This window comes from Streptomyces sp. NPDC039430 (genome assembly GCF_055639435.1).
In genome coordinates this window covers 406,214-420,180 of record NZ_JBVKAK010000001.1, presented here as the reverse complement: position 1 = coordinate 420,180, position 13,967 = coordinate 406,214, and the positions used below count along the sequence as shown (strand labels likewise).

Sequence of the window (13,967 nt, the reverse complement as noted above, 5' to 3'; positions counted from 1 at the left end):
GACGTGCGTTCAACCCTGTTCGGCGAAGGCACGCATGCCGAATCTTGAACACACACAGTAATGCCACGACGACGGAGGGGCGCACCAATGGCGGAGAGGGAAGCACTGGCCTCGGCCACCGAGGACTACGAGGTGATCACACTGATCCCCGATTGGGTGCCGGGTGAATTCGCCCAGCCGACAGCGGAGTTGACGCGGCGCGTGGAGCGGGGACTGCGGAGGCTGGCCGATGAGGCGAAGTGAGGCGCGCAGGCGTCTGTCGCTGATGATCGCCGCGTACGGGGTGGACGGTTCGCTCGTCGTACCGACCTACGCGTACGACCCCGGCGCCGAGGGCGCGGATGTCGCTCCCGGTGACGCGCTCAAGTGGCCGCCGTGCGTCTGCGGTCACCCGTCGTGCCCCGACTCGGCACCCCAGTCCGGCGAGGACGAGCGATGACCGTGCCGGTACCGGCACTTGAGCCGGCGCCCGCGGCCGGGTGCGACGTGTGCGCGGCGCTCTGCCGCCAGCGTGAGGAGGCGCGGGCCGTCGGCGATGGCCCCATGGTGCGGGACTGGAACGACGAACTCCGCAATCATCCGTCCCGCCGCTCGGGGGACTGGAGGTGAGCGCTCTCAAGCGAGCGCTGCCGCGACCGCCGCCGGTGTCGCGGCCGGGGCCGGGCGAACTCCGCGTCGGTATGGCGGTCTTCGACCGTCACTACGACATGCCGGCGGAGATCAGCGGCTTCGCCGGCCCGATGGTCCTCCTGACGCGCCCTACCGGCCTCCGCTGGCAGGTCCGCCACATCTCGCTCCGCCCCGCCACGCCGTACGAGAAACGCCAACTGCTCGCTCTCGCCCGGCTCCACCGGACCCGCCTGAAGGGCCTCTGACTCCGTTCTATGCGACTTGGTGACTTGAGAGCGCGCCCGTCTTGTGGCGTGGGTGCGACCGTCCGTAACTTTCGGAGCACATAGACCGGAGGAGGTCGCAGTGGAAGAACTGCGGGTGATTGCGGGAGGGCTGTTCGAGTGGTGCATCCCGGGGAATGTGGCAGCCGGAGAGAACTACCAAATAGTCGATGTGACGGAGCAACCGAACCCCGACTGCCTGAGCAGGACTTCTGGCTTTTCGACGAGGCCGTCGTGGTTCATCTGAACTATCGCCCTGACGGGACGCAGATCAATCGGGAACTGATCCAGGACCCGCACATCGACGCGTATCTCGTATGGCGGGATCTCGCCCTGGAAAGCGCAGTACCGTTCAGTGCCCATAGAACCTGAAAATCAAGCACGCGAGCGCAGAGATCTGGCGGAGGCCCTTCGGGGCCTTCGCCGTGCTTCCGGTCTGAGTGGCGAGCGGTTGGCGCTTCGCTGCAACATGAGCCAAACGAAGATCAGTCGCATTGAAACCGGCAGAGCGCTACCGACTGTTCTGGATGTCGAACGTATCCTCAAGGCGCTTGCCGTACCCCATGAAGTCGTCGAAGGGATTCTTGGTCTGGCGCGTAGGGCAAACGTTGACTACGTGTCCTGGCGTGCTCACGCGCGTGTCGGTCTCTACCACAAGCAGGCGGAACTCAAAGCCCTTGAGTGCTCGGCCCGTGTGATACGGCATTTCCTGCCGGCTGTTCCCACGGGCTTGCTGCATGTCCGTGAGTATGCGACAGAGACACTGTCGCCGACCGTCGCCGGTGACCCGAGGAGGGACGTTGCGCGAGCGGTACAGGCCCGCATGGACCGTCAGGCCATCCTGGACGACGCGTCGCGGTCCTTCTGGTTTCTGATGACTGAGCAGGCTGTCAGGTGGCGGCGTGCACGTGCTGAGACCATGGCGGCCCAGTGCGCGCACATGGCCGAGGTCAACGGGAAGCCCAACGTGGAGATTGGGATCGTTCCCGAAGCGGCCCAGGTTCCGGGCACCCCGATGAATATCTTCGTCGTCTATGACGACCGCTTGGTGACTGTCGAACTGTTCTCCGGTGAAGTGGTGCTGCGCGATCCGAGAGATGTAATCCAGCATCTGAATCTGTTCGATCTTTTTTGGGCGCACGCGCTAACGGGTGGTGATGCTTCCGCCTACTTGGAAGAGGCGGCAGCCACCTTTATGCGTCAACGCAACTAGCGCTCCGTATATGCCTGGTCGGGCGCGATGATGGATCCAACCACTCGGTATTTCCCCTCACCAGGAAGGCGTATCGATGCTGAATGGAACCGACCTGTACGCGCTCGACATCGACGGAGCCACGTTCGCCAAGGCGTGCGGCGGAAACACACACCCGGACGGGGAGTCACGCGTAACCCTCGCCCGGATCGGCGAGGACGCTTGGGCGCTGGGTGACAGTAAGCGACCGGGCGTGGAGCCGTTGCGGTTCTCCACGGAGGAGTTGAGCACGGCCGGTATCGACCCCGCGCGATTCGGTGTCCCGGTCTGACGGCCTCACGGACTCGCCCCTGCCGGTCCCGGCCTCCTCCGAGCGTCGGGGCCGGTGGGTCCTCCCCTCTCATCCGAGTCGAACGGAACGACCGTTGCACCACCATGCCTACCTGTGGACCGGCTCGAAACAACGCTTCGACGAGGAAGGTCTGCGGCGCCCACCGCATCCCGAGCCGCCCCCGGCGGCAGCACCGGGCGACGGGGAACGGTTACGGCTACAGGAGCGGTACCGAGAGGTCGTGGTCGAGTTCCCGCGATCCAACCTGCCGCCCATTGAGACGGCGCACTGGCTGATGAAGTCCAGGTCTTCCATCCTTGGCACCTGGGAGGAGCCGAAGGAGGCGGCGGCCTGGCTCGGCGACCGACTGGCCGAGTACGCGCCCCGCTTCGACTCCGACGCGGTCCGGGAGACCACGCATGTGAGCATGCTCGTCAACTCCGCCGTCGAACGGCTCGGGTGGGGTGGCGACGTGTCGTTGGGTATCTACCTCGAACGTCCCTCGTTCCTGTCCCTTGCGCTGGTGACGTGCTCTCCGAACCGTTCGGTTCCTGAACTGGTCTGCCCTCGCCGACTGGCTGGTGACGACCGGTGAGCGCCTGCCTTGCTGAACTGGTGCGACGATCCGTAACGCCCGGTCGATCGCCTCGCCCGGCCCTGGGCCAGCCGCCTTCCGCGAGGGGGCAGGCGGACGTTCGCGCGTCGACCGCGTTGCGACATCGCATGGCGCCAGGTGATGCGGCTTGGCGGTAGTGGCACCACCCGGCGTCACCCGGCACCATCCGGTGCCATCCGGCGCCACTCCGCGCTCCCGAAGGTGCGGGAGCGCGTGTGGTGCCACAATCGCGCAGCTGGGTGCCATCGCGTTTTTGCAGGTCAGGCGCGCCGTGTCGGGCGCTGGCGGGGTGGTGTCACTTCATGGGTTGCGCGTGGAGCCATTGTGGTGCCATCATGGCGTCATGGACCTCACCCCGTATGTCGACACCCTCCGCCGCGAACTCGCGGTGGCCGCTGAAGCCGGCGGCGACGAAGCCCGTGAGCTGGCCGAGAGGCTCACCGCTCCTCTGGAGTCGGCGACCCGGCTGATCATGCTCAATGTGCTCTCCGCCGCGATGGATGAGATCACCCGTGAAATCGCCCCCGGCTCGGTCGACGTACGGCTGCGAGGGCTCGACCCCGACTTCGTGGTGACGCCACCGCCCACCGACGGCGGCGCCTCCGCGGAGCCGGCCGCTCCTCTCGAACCACTCAAGGCGCAGACGCTCGCCGACGGCGACGAGGGCGGCACCGCCCGCGTCAATCTGCGCCTTCCGGCCCACCTCAAGGCGCGCGCGGAGGAGGCGGCAAGCCGCGAGGGCCTGTCGGTCAACGCGTGGCTGGTGCGGGCCGTGTCGGCCGCGGTCGACGGCGGAACCCGGCCGCGTACGACGGAGAAGGCCCGGACCCTCGGGCAGAGCTTCACGGGCTGGGTGCGCTGACCGCGCCCCCGCCGGCACCGCTTCACTCACGGCTTCACTCACACGGCTTCACACACACGACTTCAGTCACACCGCGTCCCACCAGCGGGGACGTCCCAGAGACCCAAGAGGACGGGACAACCATGCCTTCTTTCGACACTCCCGAACCGATCTCGGTCACCGCGCATGTGGAGGCCGGTTCCCTCCAGTTCACCGCGGGCGACCGCCTCGACACCGTCGTCGAGGTGCGCCCCCGCGACACCAAGAAGGACCTGGACGTGCGTACGGCCGACCAGACCGAGGTCACGTACGCGGGCGGCGTTCTGACCGTCAGGACGCCCAAGTCCAATCTGTTCGGCCGCACAGGCGCCGTCGACGTGACGGTCGAACTGCCCACGGGTTCGAGCGTCGACATGACCGGCGCCTGGACACAGGTGCTCGGCGAGGGCCGGCTCGGCGAGGTCCGCGTGAAGACCTCGTCCGGCGACGTCCGCCTCGACACGACCGGGCCGCTGAGGCTGACCGCGTCGCACGGCTCGATCACCGTGGACCGGGTCGAGGGCAAGGCCGAGATCACCACCAGCTCCGGCAGCCTGCGCCTCGGCCTCGTCAACGGCCCCGCCGTCCTGAAGAACTCCCACGGCACCACGACCGTCGACGCCGCGACCGGCGAGCTGCGAGTGAGCGGCGCCAACGGTGACATCGAGATCCGGCGCGCCGAGGACTCGGTCACCGCCACCACCGCCCACGGCACGCTGCGGGTGGGCGAAGTGGCCCGGGGCACGGTCCAGTTGGAGACCTCCTACGGCGCCATCGAGGTCGGCGTCCGCGAGGGTACGGCCGCCTGGCTCGACGTCAGCTCGGGCTCGGGCCAGGTGCGCAACACGCTCACCGCGTCCGAGACCCCGGAGGAGACCGAGGACACCGTCAAGGTCCGCGCCCGCACCCGGCACGGCAACATCGACGTACGCCGCGCCAAGGTCTGACCCGCGAAGGTCGACCCGCCAACGTCTGCCCCGCCAAGGTCTGCCCAGTCCAGGTCCGACCGGTCCAGGTCCGACCGGTCCAGGTCCGACCGGTCCAGGTCTGACCCCGGACGGACCGACTTCAGCTCCCTCAGCTCACTCCACCCCAGCCGCTTTCAGCCTTCGAACGGGAGGGCTCCATGCCTTCTTCTGTCATGTCCATGTCCGCATCCCGTCAGGGTGACGATCACCCGTCGCCGGTCGCCATCTCCACCGTCGGTCTGCGCAAGTCGTACGGCGGCAAGACCGTTCTCGACGGCATCGATCTGCGTATCCCGGCCGGGTCCGTGTTCGCGCTGCTCGGCCCCAACGGCGCAGGCAAGACCACCGCCGTGAAGATCCTGTCCACACTCATCGCCGCCGACGGCGGCCAGGCCCAGGTCGCGGGCCACGACATCGCCACGTCACCGGACGGAGTACGCGCCGCGATCGGTGTCACCGGGCAGTTCTCCGCGGTGGACGGGCTGATCACCGGTGAGGAGAACATGCTCCTCATGGCGGACCTGCACCACCTGTCCAAGCGCGAGGGGCGGCGGGTCACCGCCGAACTCCTGGAGCGGTTCGACCTCGTCGACGCTGCCAAGAAGCCCGCCCAGAGCTACTCCGGAGGCATGAAGCGCCGCCTCGACATCGCCATGACCCTCGTCGGCAACCCGCGAATCCTCTTCCTCGACGAGCCGACCACCGGTCTCGACCCGCGCAGCCGCCACGCCATGTGGGGCATCATCCGCGAACTGGTCTCCGACGGCGTCACCGTCTTCCTCACCACCCAGTACCTGGACGAGGCCGACGAACTCGCCGACCGCATCGCCGTGCTCAATAACGGCAAGATCGCCGCAGAAGGGACAGTCGACGCGCTGAAGCGGCTCATCCCCGGCGGACACATACGACTCCGCTTCTCCGACCCGTCCACGTACCAGAGCGCCGCCGTCGCGCTGCGCGAGGTCACCCGGGACGACGAAGCGCTGACGCTGCGGATCCCCAGCGACGGCAGCCAGCGCGAACTGCGCTCCATCCTCGACGGGCTGGACGCCGCCGGCGTCGAGGCCGACGAACTGACCGTGCACACGCCCGACCTCGACGACGTGTTCTTCGCCCTCACCGGCCCGGCCAATGTCCCCAACCAGCCCAACCAGCCCAACCAGCCCAACCAGCCCAAGGAGAACGTCCGATGAGCGCCCTCTCCCTCGCCGTACGCGACTCGTCCACGATGCTGCGCCGCAACCTCCTGCACGCCAGGCGCTACCCGTCCCTGACGCTGAACCTGCTGCTGACGCCGATCATGCTGTTGCTGCTCTTCGTCTATATCTTCGGCGACGCGATGAGCGCGGGCATCGGCGGCGGAGCCGACCGCTCCGCGTACCTCGCGTACCTCGTCCCGGGCCTCCTGCTGATGACGATCGGCAGCACCACGATCGGGACCGCGGTGTCCGTCTCCAATGACATGACCGAGGGCATCATGGCCCGCTTCCGCACGATGGCGATCCACCGCGGGTCCGCGCTGATCGGGCATGTCATCGGCAGCGTGCTGCAATCGGTGGCCAGTGTGGCCCTCGTCGGTGCCGTCGCGGTGGCCATCGGCTTCCGCTCCACCGACGCCACGGCCCTGGAGTGGCTCGCGGCGTTCGGGCTCCTCACATTGTTTGCTCTGGCGCTCACCTGGATCGCGGTCGGGATGGGCCTGTCCAGCCCGAACGTCGAGGCGGCCAGCAACAACGCCCTGCCGCTGATGATCCTGCCGCTCCTCTCCAGTGCCTTCGTACCGCTCGACGCGATGCCGGGCTGGTTCCGGCCGATCGCCGAGTACCAGCCGTTCACCCCGGCCATCGAGACCCTGCGCGGGCTGCTGCAGGGCAGCGAGATCGGCCACAACGGGTGGCTGGCCGTGGCCTGGTGCCTGGGGCTGGTCGTGCTCGGCTACTTCTGGTCCACGTCGCTGTTCAACCGCGAACCGAAGTAACGGAGAAGAACCGGTCAGCATCAACGGCCCTGAGGCCCACGGCCCGCGACTCGCTCTCTCAAGGGCGGCCAAGGGCGGCGTACCCCGACCCCCCGTCGGCGTACGCCGCCCTGAGGTCTACCTGCAGATCCCTTTTCTCGCGCACATGTGCCGTCTCGCTGTCGCGCCCCAGCTCGTCCGGTAGTTCGCGCGTCACTCGAACTTGTGGACGACAATCCCCGGCGACCCCCGGCGACTCTTGTACCGCAACGGTCGGCTCGACGTCGATTCCCGTTACCGCTTGGATGGCGGTGAGGACCGGTGGGGCCGAGGAGGGAACTTCGCCGTCAAGGACGGTCAGACCGCAGGCTTCGAGGGCTTCCGCCCAGCGTGGAGTGCTGGATGTCGCCATCAAGGCCTCGTGTGAACGTAATGTCCTTGTCGGCGGGGCCGTTCCATCCCTGGATGGAACGGTTGCCGCACATCGGAGAACGTGAGACAGAACTCGAATGAATTGGCGCTCGCGGAATCCCACTCGTGGCGTCCGTGTTGTGGCATGTGCGGGGTCTCGAATCCCAGAGTAATGCTGGTCCCGCGTTCATCCAGGAGGAAAGAGAACAGGTCACACGAGTTGAGATCCGGTTCCTGGTCGTACAGGGCGTTGATGCTCTGCGGATTGTCCAGAAAGGACGGCCAGTCAGAGGTGCTCATAGAAGGTCTTCTCGTGAGCGTCGGGAAGGGATCGGAAACGTCGTGAGTCGACTCGCCCCAGGAAGTTGCGTGGACCGGTGTCCCATCCCCTGTCCGAAGCAGTGAACGCGCTCAGGTGGCCGACCAGGATTGAGTCGCTACTATCGCGGTTTCGGGGTCGAAGTACTGGCCGGGGAAGCGCAGTGGCGTCCGCGTCCTCAGGTCCGTAGCTCCTGCGTGCAGCACTTCACGCTGCCACCGCCCTTGAGCAGCTCCCCAAGGTCGATGCCCAGCGGCTCGAACCCACGGTCGCGCAGCGGGGCGAAGAGTCCGGCGGCGCTCTGCGGGAGCAGGACATGGCGGCCGTCGCTCACCGCGTTCAGGCCGAGTGCCGCCGCGTCCGGTTCCTCGGCGATGAGGGCGTCGGGGAAGAGGCGGGCGAGTACGGCCCGGCTGCCAGGGGAGAAGGCGTCGGGGTAGTACATGATCTCGTCGGCCGCGTCGTCCAGTACACAGAGGGCCGTGTCCAGGTGGTAGTAGCGGGGGTCGACCAGATCGAGGCCGATCACCGGCCGGCCGAAGAACTCCTGTGCCTCGTCGTGCGAGAGCGGGCTGGACCGGAAGCCGCGTCCGGCCAGGAGGTACGTGGCGGTGACGGCGAAGTCGCCCTCGCCCTCATTGATGTGCACCGGCTCGCGGATGTCGGCGTAGCCGTGGGCGCGGAACCAGTTCAGATGCGCCTCCGCCTCCTGATGCCGCTCCGGGTGGGCGAAGCGGGCGCCGAGGACGCGGCCGTCGATGACCGTGGCGCCGTTCGCGGCGAAGACCATGTCCGGCAGGCCGGGGTCGGGGTCCAGCAGCGCGACGGTGTGGCCGAGCGCCGTATAGCGGTCGCGGAGGTCCTCCCACTGGGCCAGGGCCAGCGGCAGGTCCACCGGCTTCGCCGGGTTCATCCAGGGGTTGATCGAGTACGTCACCGCGAAGTGGTGCGGCGGACACATGAGATAGCGGCGGGGCGAGGCGTCACGAGGCAAGGGGGGCTCCTCACGAGCTGCGTTGCTGCGGGGGGTGGGGGTGGGGGTGGGGCGACGGGGGGTGGGGTGCGGGGGTGCGGGGCTGCGGGGCTGCGGGGCTGCTGGGCACCTGTGGTGTGTGTGCGTGTAGGGGGACGCGTGATGTGCGTGAAGCCATGGTCCGCTTCCCGGGGCCCATGCGCTGTCAACCGTTCGGGTGGTTCCCCGCGCCGGTCCGCGCCTGTACGTGCCGGTACACGAGACGATACGTACCGCCTCCCCGGTTGTAGATTGACGTCATGGCTGACAGCGGGGCACCCGACTCCACCCGGCGCAGTGAGCGTTCACGCCGGGCGATCTATGACGCGGCCCTCGCCCTGGTGGGCGAGGTCGGCTACGGCAGGACGACGATCGAGGGCATCGCGGCCCGCGCCGGCGTCGGCAAACAGACGATCTACCGCTGGTGGCCCTCCAAGGGCGCCGTGCTGCTGGAGGCTTTCCTCGACCTCACCGAGCAGGCGGCACGCGCGGCGGACGGCGGGGAGGAGGTCCACGAGATCCCCGACACGGGCGATCTGGAGGCCGATCTCAAGCTGGTCCTGCGCGCCACGGTCGACGAGATGAACGACCCGAAGTACGAAGTGCCCTCCCGCGCGCTCGCCGCCGAGGGGATCATCAACGCCGAACTGGGCGTCGAATTCGCGAAGACGATGCTCGAACCGCAGCTCCAGCTCTATGTCAGGCGGCTGCGTGCCGCCCAGGAGGCGGGGGAGGCGCGGCAGGACCTCGATCCCCGTATCGCCCTGGAGCTGCTGGTCGGTCCCGTCGCCCATCGCTGGCTGCTGCGGACGCTTCCGCTGACGCACGAGTACGCCGACACGATCGTCGAGTACGCGCTGCGCGGGCTGGCCCCGAGGCCGTCCACGCGGCACTGAGTGCCAGGGTGCTGCCGGGGGTCGACGGGGGGCTTTCCGGGCGCCCGGAGCCGTCCGAGCGCCGGGGGGCGCGCGGGGGCGCGTCGATGCATCCGGGGCGGATGTGGTGAAAGCCACCGGTCCCGAAGCCTCCACACGGGGCCATATATCGCCTCGTAAGCCGCGATTCGCCCCGTGGTGGCGGACTCCTGCCCAGACCCCGGTGGGGGCTCGCGGCCACCCGGGGAGCAGGATGGTGGGAGCATGGGGAGAGTCCGCAGGGACGAGCATGAGGTGTGAGGGGATCGATGGGCGACGATTTCGGCCGCTACCGCGGCACGGAGAGCAGGATTCCCCAGTGGCTGCGCAGGCGCCCCAAGAAGAGCGCCGGCGGCTCCGCGTTCGACGGGGACGTGGCCGGCCGGGAGGCGCTGCTGCTCGCTGTCGCGGCCGCCGGTATGCCCGTCTCGCCCGCCGCCCACCCCGTCGGTTACCGATGTTCCTGTGAACGGATCGGCTGTCCCACCCCGGCCAGGCACCCCCTGTCCTTCGCCTGGCAGACGCAGTCCACGACCGATCGCGCGCAGATCGAACGGTGGGCGCGCAACCAGCCCGAGGCCAACTTCATCACCGCGACGGGCATGATCCACGACGTTCTCGACGTGCCGCTCGAAGCGGGCAGCCGGGCGCTGGAGCGACTGCTCGAACAGGGCATCGACGTCGGGCCGGTGGCGGACTCCGGCGGCGACCGGATGCTCTTCTTCACCGCGACCCGGGGCACCCCCGAGGACGAGGACGAGTGGTGGCCCTGTGAGCTGGACTGCCACCCCGAGACGATGGACGAGCACCCGGGGCTGCGCTGGCACTGCCGGGGCAGCTATGTGCTCGTCCCCCCTGCCCAGTTGCCCGGCGAGCTGTCGGTGCGGTGGCTGCGCGGCCCCGAGCATCCGCTGCCGGATCCGCTGACGCTGCTGGAGGCCCTGACCGACGCGTGTGCCCGGTACGCGGGCGAGAATGGCGAGCTGGACCCGCACGCGGTGGCCTGGCCGCTGGGCCGCTGACCGACCGGTCGATGTCCGCCGACCGACCGGCGACGTCCGCCGACAGCCGCCGGGCCGCTGGCGACCGCGACGACCGTCGGCAGCCGCTGAGCCGCCGACAGCTGCGGGGCTGCAACGACCGCCGGACAGCTGACCGGCCGACGCCCGCCGCCACAGCCGCCGGACAGCTGACCGGCCGACGACCGCTGGGCCGGACCGCTGGCCTGCCGACGACACGAAGCGTCCCGGCCGTCCCGGCCGGCCCGCCCGCATGACAGGTCCCTACTGACAGGTCCCTACGACCCCTTCGCCGCCGTGACCCCCTGAAGGCGGCTCGCCACCTCCACCGCCGGCGTATCCGCCCCGGCCCGCGGGACCAGCGCCACCTGGCTGGAGACCCACTCCTTGGTGAGCGTGTTCCGTATCTGGCCCGTCATCAGCGCCCGCACGTCCGCGTTCACCCGTGGCGCGACACCCTTCGCGCCCGTCTGCCGCTCGAAGTACCGCGTGGCGAAGAAGACCAGCGCGCCGCCGTCCTTCGTCGTCAGCCCCAGCGGGGCGAAGTCGCCCTTGTCGAGCGGCTGGTCGACGTACTGCGTGACCAGACCGGGCAGCCGCGCGTTCTTCTCGCGGGTCTCCCGCCATCCGTCCGTGTGCGGCCCGTCCGCGAAGGTCTTCGCCGTACCGTCCGTACCGCCCCGCAGATACGCGGCGTACGCCTCGCTCAGCTTGCCCGGTGCCACCGCCAGCGCCTCGCTGTCCGGTGCCACCGGTTCGCCCCAGCCGTCCTTGTCGGTCGCGAACTCCGGGACCTCGCCGGCGGCCAGGATCGTCAGATACGGCACCTTCCACCGGTCGTCGGGCCCGTTGCGTACGAAGACCAGCACCCAGCGCGTGTCCTGCGGGCCGCTGTCGTCCGCGTCGCGGTTGCTGTCGGTGTCCGCGACGAACCAGCGCGGCCAGCCCGCCTTCTTGGGGATCGTGAACGTCGCGTCGGTCAGCTCCAGCGGCTGATGCGCCGGGTTGCCGTCCGGGTCCGTGATGCTGCGCGCCTTGAGACCGGCCTGGTTGATCGCGCCCAGCGCGCCGGTCACCCGGGCCGCGTCGAGCGCCGGATCGTACGCCTTGTCCGCCGCGTTGTACGCGTCGGTGAAATCCTTCAGCGCGCGCGTGGCCTCACTCCGGTCCGCCGACGGCAGTACCGCCAGCTCCCCGTGCACCGTCACGCATCCGCTCGCCGTCAGCGACAGCACGATCGCCGTCGCGAGCCCCGCCGCTGCCCGAATCGGCCTTCCCCGCCTGCTCATCGGCCGCCTCTGCTCCTTGACCCCGACTGACCGGCCCCAACCCTACCGGCGCCAGGAACAGCGCGAGCGTCGGGACCAGATACAGGCACCAGACGGTGACCTGAAGGACCGTCGGGTCCGGCTGGAAGTTGAAGACGCCCTTGAGCAGCGTGCCGTACCAGCTGTCCGGCGGGATCGTCGTGCTGATGTCGAACGCCTTGCTGGACAGGCCGCCCAGGAAGCGCGCCTCCTGGAGGTCATGGACGCCGTACGCGAGCACACCGGCCGCGACGATCACCAGCATCCCGCCGGTCCAGGTGAAGAACTTGGCCAGATTGATGCGCAGCGCGCCCCGGTAGAAGAGCCAGCCGAGCACCACCGCGGTCGCGATACCGAGCAGCACACCGATCAGCGGCGCGTGGCTGCCGTCCGAGGAGGCGCGTACCGACGCCCAGACGAACAGCGCCGTCTCCAGGCCCTCCCGGCCCACGGCCAGGAACGCGGTCGCGACCAGCGCCCCCGTGCCCATCCGGAGCGCCGCGTCCAGCCGGCCGTGCAGCTCCGACCTCAGATGCCGCGCCGTACGCCGCATCCAGAAGACCATCCAGGTCACCAGCGCCACCGCGAGGACCGACAGCGAGCCGCCGAGCGCCTCCTTCGCCTCGAACGTCAGCTCCTGCGAGCCGAATTCGAGCCCGAAGCCGAAACCGAGCGCGATGAGGACCGCGACCCCGATCCCGAGCCAGACGGGGCGCAGCGCGTCGCGCCGCTCCGTCTTGACCAGATACGCGACCAGGATGCAGACCACGAGACTGGCCTCAAGGCCCTCGCGCAGACCGATCAGATAGTTTCCGAACACGCCGGAACTCCCCTTCCGATATTCCGATGTCAGGCGATCAGGGCCCGGCCCCACCAGTCGTCCTTGTCCCGGACGCCCGGCGGGATCGCGAAGACCGCTGAACCCACGTGCTGGATGTATTCGTTGAGCGCGTCGGAGCGTGCCAGGGAGCGCTGTACGGGGATGAACGCGTCCCGTACGTCGCGCTGGTACGCCAGGAAGAACAGCCCCGCGTCGAGCCGGCCGAGGCCGTCCGTACCGTCCGTGAAGGAGTAGCCGCGGCGCAGCATCCGCGCCCCGTGGTGGGAGTCCGGGTGCGCCAGCCGCACATGCGAGGTCGGCAGCATCGCCTTCAGGTTGGGCTTGTCGTGCTCGCGTGCCTTGCCGACCGCCGCGCCCTCGCCCTTGTCCCGGCCGAAGACGTCCTCCTGCTCCTGGAGGGAGGTACGGTCCCAGGTCTCGATCCGCATCGAGATCCGGCGGGCCACCAGATACGAGCCGCCCGCCAGCCAGCCGGGGCCGTCCGCGTCCGACACCCAGACGTGCCGGTCCAGCGCGGCGGTGTCCGTGCCCGCGATATTGCTCGTGCCGTCCTTGAAGCCGAAGAGATTACGGGGGGTCTGGGCGCCCGGCGTCGTCGACGACGTCTTGCCGAAGCCGAGCTGCGACCAGCGCACCGCGACCTTCCCGAAGCCGATCCTGGCCAGATTGCGGATCGCGTGCACGGCGACCTGCGGATCGTCCGCGCACGCCTGGACACAGAGATCGCCGCCGCCGCGCGCCGGATCGAGGTTGTCACCGGGGAACTTCGGCAGTTCGACCAGCGCGGCCGGGCGCCGCTCCGCCAGCCCGAACCGGTCCTTGGCGAAGAGACCGGGACCGAAGCCGACGGTGAGCGTGAGCCGGGACGGCTTGAGGCCGAGCGCCTCGCCGGTGTCGTCGGGCGGGGCCTCGGGGAGACCGCCGTACGCGCCCTCGCCGACCGCGTGCCCCGCCGTCATCCGCTCGGCGGCGTGGGTCCAGTCCTTGAGCAGCTGGGCCAGTTCCGCGCGGTCCTCTGTCGTCACGTCGAACGCGGCGAAGTGCAGCCGGTCCTGGACGTCGGTGGCGATCCCGGCCTGGTGGCGGCCGTGGAAGGGGACGGCCGCGCCGGACTCGGCGGCGGGCGCGGCGGTGTCGTCGTCCCGTACGGCCGCCATGGCGCCACCGGCCGCGGCGGCGCCGAGCGCGAGCCCGGCACCGCCCCAGCCGAGCAGGGCGCGGCGGGACGGCGGGGACGGTGGGGACGGCGGGGACGGCGCCTGGGCGTGCTGCTTTCCGTCCGGTGCGGTGTCGTCGGAGTGCATGGC

Annotated in this window: 18 protein-coding genes and 2 pseudogenes; 14 read left to right on the top strand and 6 right to left on the bottom strand. The window is 69.3% G+C overall.

What is annotated here, in order from left to right; all coding sequences use genetic code 11:
- The first annotated feature begins 87 nt into the window (after nucleotides 1–87).
- The 10 genes from ACZ7LS_RS01785 (at nucleotide 88) to ACZ7LS_RS01740 (ending at nucleotide 4,859) form a co-directional block, all read left to right on the top strand.
- Entirely contained in the window at nucleotides 88–243 is a 156-nt protein-coding gene (locus tag ACZ7LS_RS01785) for a hypothetical protein (RefSeq protein ID WP_385130078.1), read from the top strand.
- On the top strand, nucleotides 230–439 hold the full coding sequence (locus tag ACZ7LS_RS01780) for a hypothetical protein (RefSeq protein ID WP_382664225.1): 210 nt from the start codon (nucleotides 230–232) through the stop codon (nucleotides 437–439). Before ACZ7LS_RS01785 ends, ACZ7LS_RS01780 begins: the two co-directional genes overlap by 14 nt.
- On the top strand, nucleotides 436–609 hold the full coding sequence (locus tag ACZ7LS_RS01775; protein ID WP_385130080.1) for a hypothetical protein: 174 nt from the start codon (nucleotides 436–438) through the stop codon (nucleotides 607–609). Before ACZ7LS_RS01780 ends, ACZ7LS_RS01775 begins: the two co-directional genes overlap by 4 nt.
- Nucleotides 606–875: a hypothetical protein gene (locus ACZ7LS_RS01770; protein WP_382518487.1), complete on the top strand. Its 270-nt coding sequence runs from the start codon at nucleotides 606–608 to the stop codon at nucleotides 873–875. The genes ACZ7LS_RS01775 and ACZ7LS_RS01770 overlap by 4 nt, the downstream gene beginning before the upstream one ends.
- 138 nt (nucleotides 876–1,013) lie before the next feature.
- The gene (locus ACZ7LS_RS01765) at nucleotides 1,014–1,265 is read left to right on the top strand and encodes a DUF6879 family protein (RefSeq protein ID WP_471063445.1); all 252 of its coding nucleotides are present in this window, start codon (nucleotides 1,014–1,016) and stop codon (nucleotides 1,263–1,265) included.
- The gene (locus tag ACZ7LS_RS01760; RefSeq protein ID WP_385130084.1) at nucleotides 1,249–2,106 is read left to right on the top strand and encodes a helix-turn-helix domain-containing protein; all 858 of its coding nucleotides are present in this window, start codon (nucleotides 1,249–1,251) and stop codon (nucleotides 2,104–2,106) included. Before ACZ7LS_RS01765 ends, ACZ7LS_RS01760 begins: the two co-directional genes overlap by 17 nt.
- A 76-nt stretch (nucleotides 2,107–2,182) precedes the next feature.
- A complete protein-coding gene (locus tag ACZ7LS_RS01755) occupies nucleotides 2,183–2,416 on the top strand; it encodes a DUF397 domain-containing protein (protein ID WP_385130086.1) in 234 nt (77 codons plus the stop codon).
- A gap of 94 nt (nucleotides 2,417–2,510) precedes the next feature.
- Nucleotides 2,511–3,011, top strand: a complete 501-nt coding sequence (locus tag ACZ7LS_RS01750) for a hypothetical protein (protein WP_382874674.1) — start codon at nucleotides 2,511–2,513, stop codon at nucleotides 3,009–3,011.
- A 364-nt stretch (nucleotides 3,012–3,375) separates the two neighbouring features.
- Nucleotides 3,376–3,894 (top strand): hypothetical protein, encoded by a 519-nt coding sequence (locus tag ACZ7LS_RS01745; RefSeq protein ID WP_382518498.1) that lies wholly within the window; start codon nucleotides 3,376–3,378, stop codon nucleotides 3,892–3,894.
- Nucleotides 3,895–4,016: 122 nt separating this feature from the next.
- Nucleotides 4,017–4,859, top strand: a complete 843-nt coding sequence (locus ACZ7LS_RS01740) for a DUF4097 family beta strand repeat-containing protein (protein WP_385130088.1) — start codon at nucleotides 4,017–4,019, stop codon at nucleotides 4,857–4,859.
- Nucleotides 4,860–4,894: 35 nt separating this feature from the next.
- Here the strand turns inward: ACZ7LS_RS01740 and ACZ7LS_RS01735 are convergent.
- A pseudogene (locus ACZ7LS_RS01735) lies at nucleotides 4,895–4,957 on the bottom strand (hypothetical protein); the annotation flags it as partial.
- A gap of 102 nt (nucleotides 4,958–5,059) precedes the next feature.
- Here ACZ7LS_RS01735 and ACZ7LS_RS01730 point away from each other — a divergent pair.
- Nucleotides 5,060–6,073 carry an ATP-binding cassette domain-containing protein gene (locus tag ACZ7LS_RS01730; RefSeq protein WP_385130090.1) on the top strand — a complete coding sequence of 338 codons (1,014 nt, stop codon included), beginning with the start codon at nucleotides 5,060–5,062 and terminating at the stop codon, nucleotides 6,071–6,073.
- Nucleotides 6,070–6,858: an ABC transporter permease gene (locus ACZ7LS_RS01725; protein ID WP_382664212.1), complete on the top strand. Its 789-nt coding sequence runs from the start codon at nucleotides 6,070–6,072 to the stop codon at nucleotides 6,856–6,858. The genes ACZ7LS_RS01730 and ACZ7LS_RS01725 overlap by 4 nt, the downstream gene beginning before the upstream one ends.
- Before the next feature lie 390 nt (nucleotides 6,859–7,248).
- On the opposite strand, the gene ACZ7LS_RS01720 is transcribed toward ACZ7LS_RS01725, so the two are convergent.
- Both ACZ7LS_RS01720 and ddaH read right to left on the bottom strand, forming a co-directional pair.
- On the bottom strand, nucleotides 7,249–7,548 hold the full coding sequence (locus ACZ7LS_RS01720; RefSeq protein WP_385130093.1) for an Imm50 family immunity protein: 300 nt from the start codon (nucleotides 7,546–7,548) through the stop codon (nucleotides 7,249–7,251).
- 197 nt (nucleotides 7,549–7,745) lie between these two features.
- Nucleotides 7,746–8,594, bottom strand: a pseudogene (gene ddaH, locus ACZ7LS_RS01715) (dimethylargininase); the annotation flags it as partial.
- 245 nt (nucleotides 8,595–8,839) lie between these two features.
- Between ddaH and ACZ7LS_RS01710 the strand changes: the two are divergent.
- Nucleotides 8,840–9,475 carry a TetR/AcrR family transcriptional regulator gene (locus ACZ7LS_RS01710; RefSeq protein ID WP_382518511.1) on the top strand — a complete coding sequence of 212 codons (636 nt, stop codon included), beginning with the start codon at nucleotides 8,840–8,842 and terminating at the stop codon, nucleotides 9,473–9,475.
- A gap of 287 nt (nucleotides 9,476–9,762) precedes the next feature.
- On the top strand, nucleotides 9,763–10,515 hold the full coding sequence (locus ACZ7LS_RS01705; protein WP_382518514.1) for a bifunctional DNA primase/polymerase: 753 nt from the start codon (nucleotides 9,763–9,765) through the stop codon (nucleotides 10,513–10,515).
- Nucleotides 10,516–10,790: 275 nt separating this feature from the next.
- Here ACZ7LS_RS01705 and ACZ7LS_RS01700 read toward each other — a convergent pair whose 3' ends face one another.
- The 3 genes from ACZ7LS_RS01700 to efeB are packed head-to-tail and all read right to left on the bottom strand — an operon-like array spanning nucleotide 10,791 to nucleotide 13,964.
- Nucleotides 10,791–11,747, bottom strand: a complete 957-nt coding sequence (locus ACZ7LS_RS01700; RefSeq protein ID WP_469448240.1) for an SCO2278 family lipoprotein — start codon at nucleotides 11,745–11,747, stop codon at nucleotides 10,791–10,793.
- Nucleotides 11,671–12,639 (bottom strand): iron uptake transporter permease EfeU, encoded by a 969-nt coding sequence (gene efeU / locus ACZ7LS_RS01695; RefSeq protein WP_382518520.1) that lies wholly within the window; start codon nucleotides 12,637–12,639, stop codon nucleotides 11,671–11,673. Before efeU ends, ACZ7LS_RS01700 begins: the two co-directional genes overlap by 77 nt.
- A 29-nt stretch (nucleotides 12,640–12,668) precedes the next feature.
- Nucleotides 12,669–13,964 carry an iron uptake transporter deferrochelatase/peroxidase subunit gene (efeB, locus tag ACZ7LS_RS01690; RefSeq protein ID WP_382873883.1) on the bottom strand — a complete coding sequence of 432 codons (1,296 nt, stop codon included), beginning with the start codon at nucleotides 13,962–13,964 and terminating at the stop codon, nucleotides 12,669–12,671.
- Nucleotides 13,965–13,967 lie beyond the last annotated feature (3 nt).

Bases quoted from the DNA above. Each gene is read 5' to 3' on its own strand.
- ACZ7LS_RS01785 (WP_385130078.1), top strand. From the start codon at position 88: ATGGCGGAGAGGGAAGCACTGGCCTCGGCCACCGAGGACTACGAGGTG.
- ACZ7LS_RS01780 (WP_382664225.1), top strand. From the start codon at position 230: ATGAGGCGAAGTGAGGCGCGCAGGCGTCTGTCGCTGATGATCGCCGCG.
- ACZ7LS_RS01775 (WP_385130080.1), top strand. From the start codon at position 436: ATGACCGTGCCGGTACCGGCACTTGAGCCGGCGCCCGCGGCCGGGTGC.
- ACZ7LS_RS01755 (WP_385130086.1), top strand. From the start codon at position 2,183: ATGCTGAATGGAACCGACCTGTACGCGCTCGACATCGACGGAGCCACG.
- ACZ7LS_RS01745 (WP_382518498.1), top strand. From the start codon at position 3,376: ATGGACCTCACCCCGTATGTCGACACCCTCCGCCGCGAACTCGCGGTG.
- ACZ7LS_RS01740 (WP_385130088.1), top strand. From the start codon at position 4,017: ATGCCTTCTTTCGACACTCCCGAACCGATCTCGGTCACCGCGCATGTG.
- ACZ7LS_RS01730 (WP_385130090.1), top strand. From the start codon at position 5,060: ATGTCCGCATCCCGTCAGGGTGACGATCACCCGTCGCCGGTCGCCATC.
- ACZ7LS_RS01725 (WP_382664212.1), top strand. From the start codon at position 6,070: ATGAGCGCCCTCTCCCTCGCCGTACGCGACTCGTCCACGATGCTGCGC.
- ACZ7LS_RS01720 (WP_385130093.1), bottom strand. From the start codon at position 7,548: ATGAGCACCTCTGACTGGCCGTCCTTTCTGGACAATCCGCAGAGCATC.
- ACZ7LS_RS01710 (WP_382518511.1), top strand. From the start codon at position 8,840: ATGGCTGACAGCGGGGCACCCGACTCCACCCGGCGCAGTGAGCGTTCA.
- ACZ7LS_RS01705 (WP_382518514.1), top strand. From the start codon at position 9,763: ATGGGCGACGATTTCGGCCGCTACCGCGGCACGGAGAGCAGGATTCCC.
- efeB (WP_382873883.1), bottom strand. From the start codon at position 13,964: ATGCACTCCGACGACACCGCACCGGACGGAAAGCAGCACGCCCAGGCG.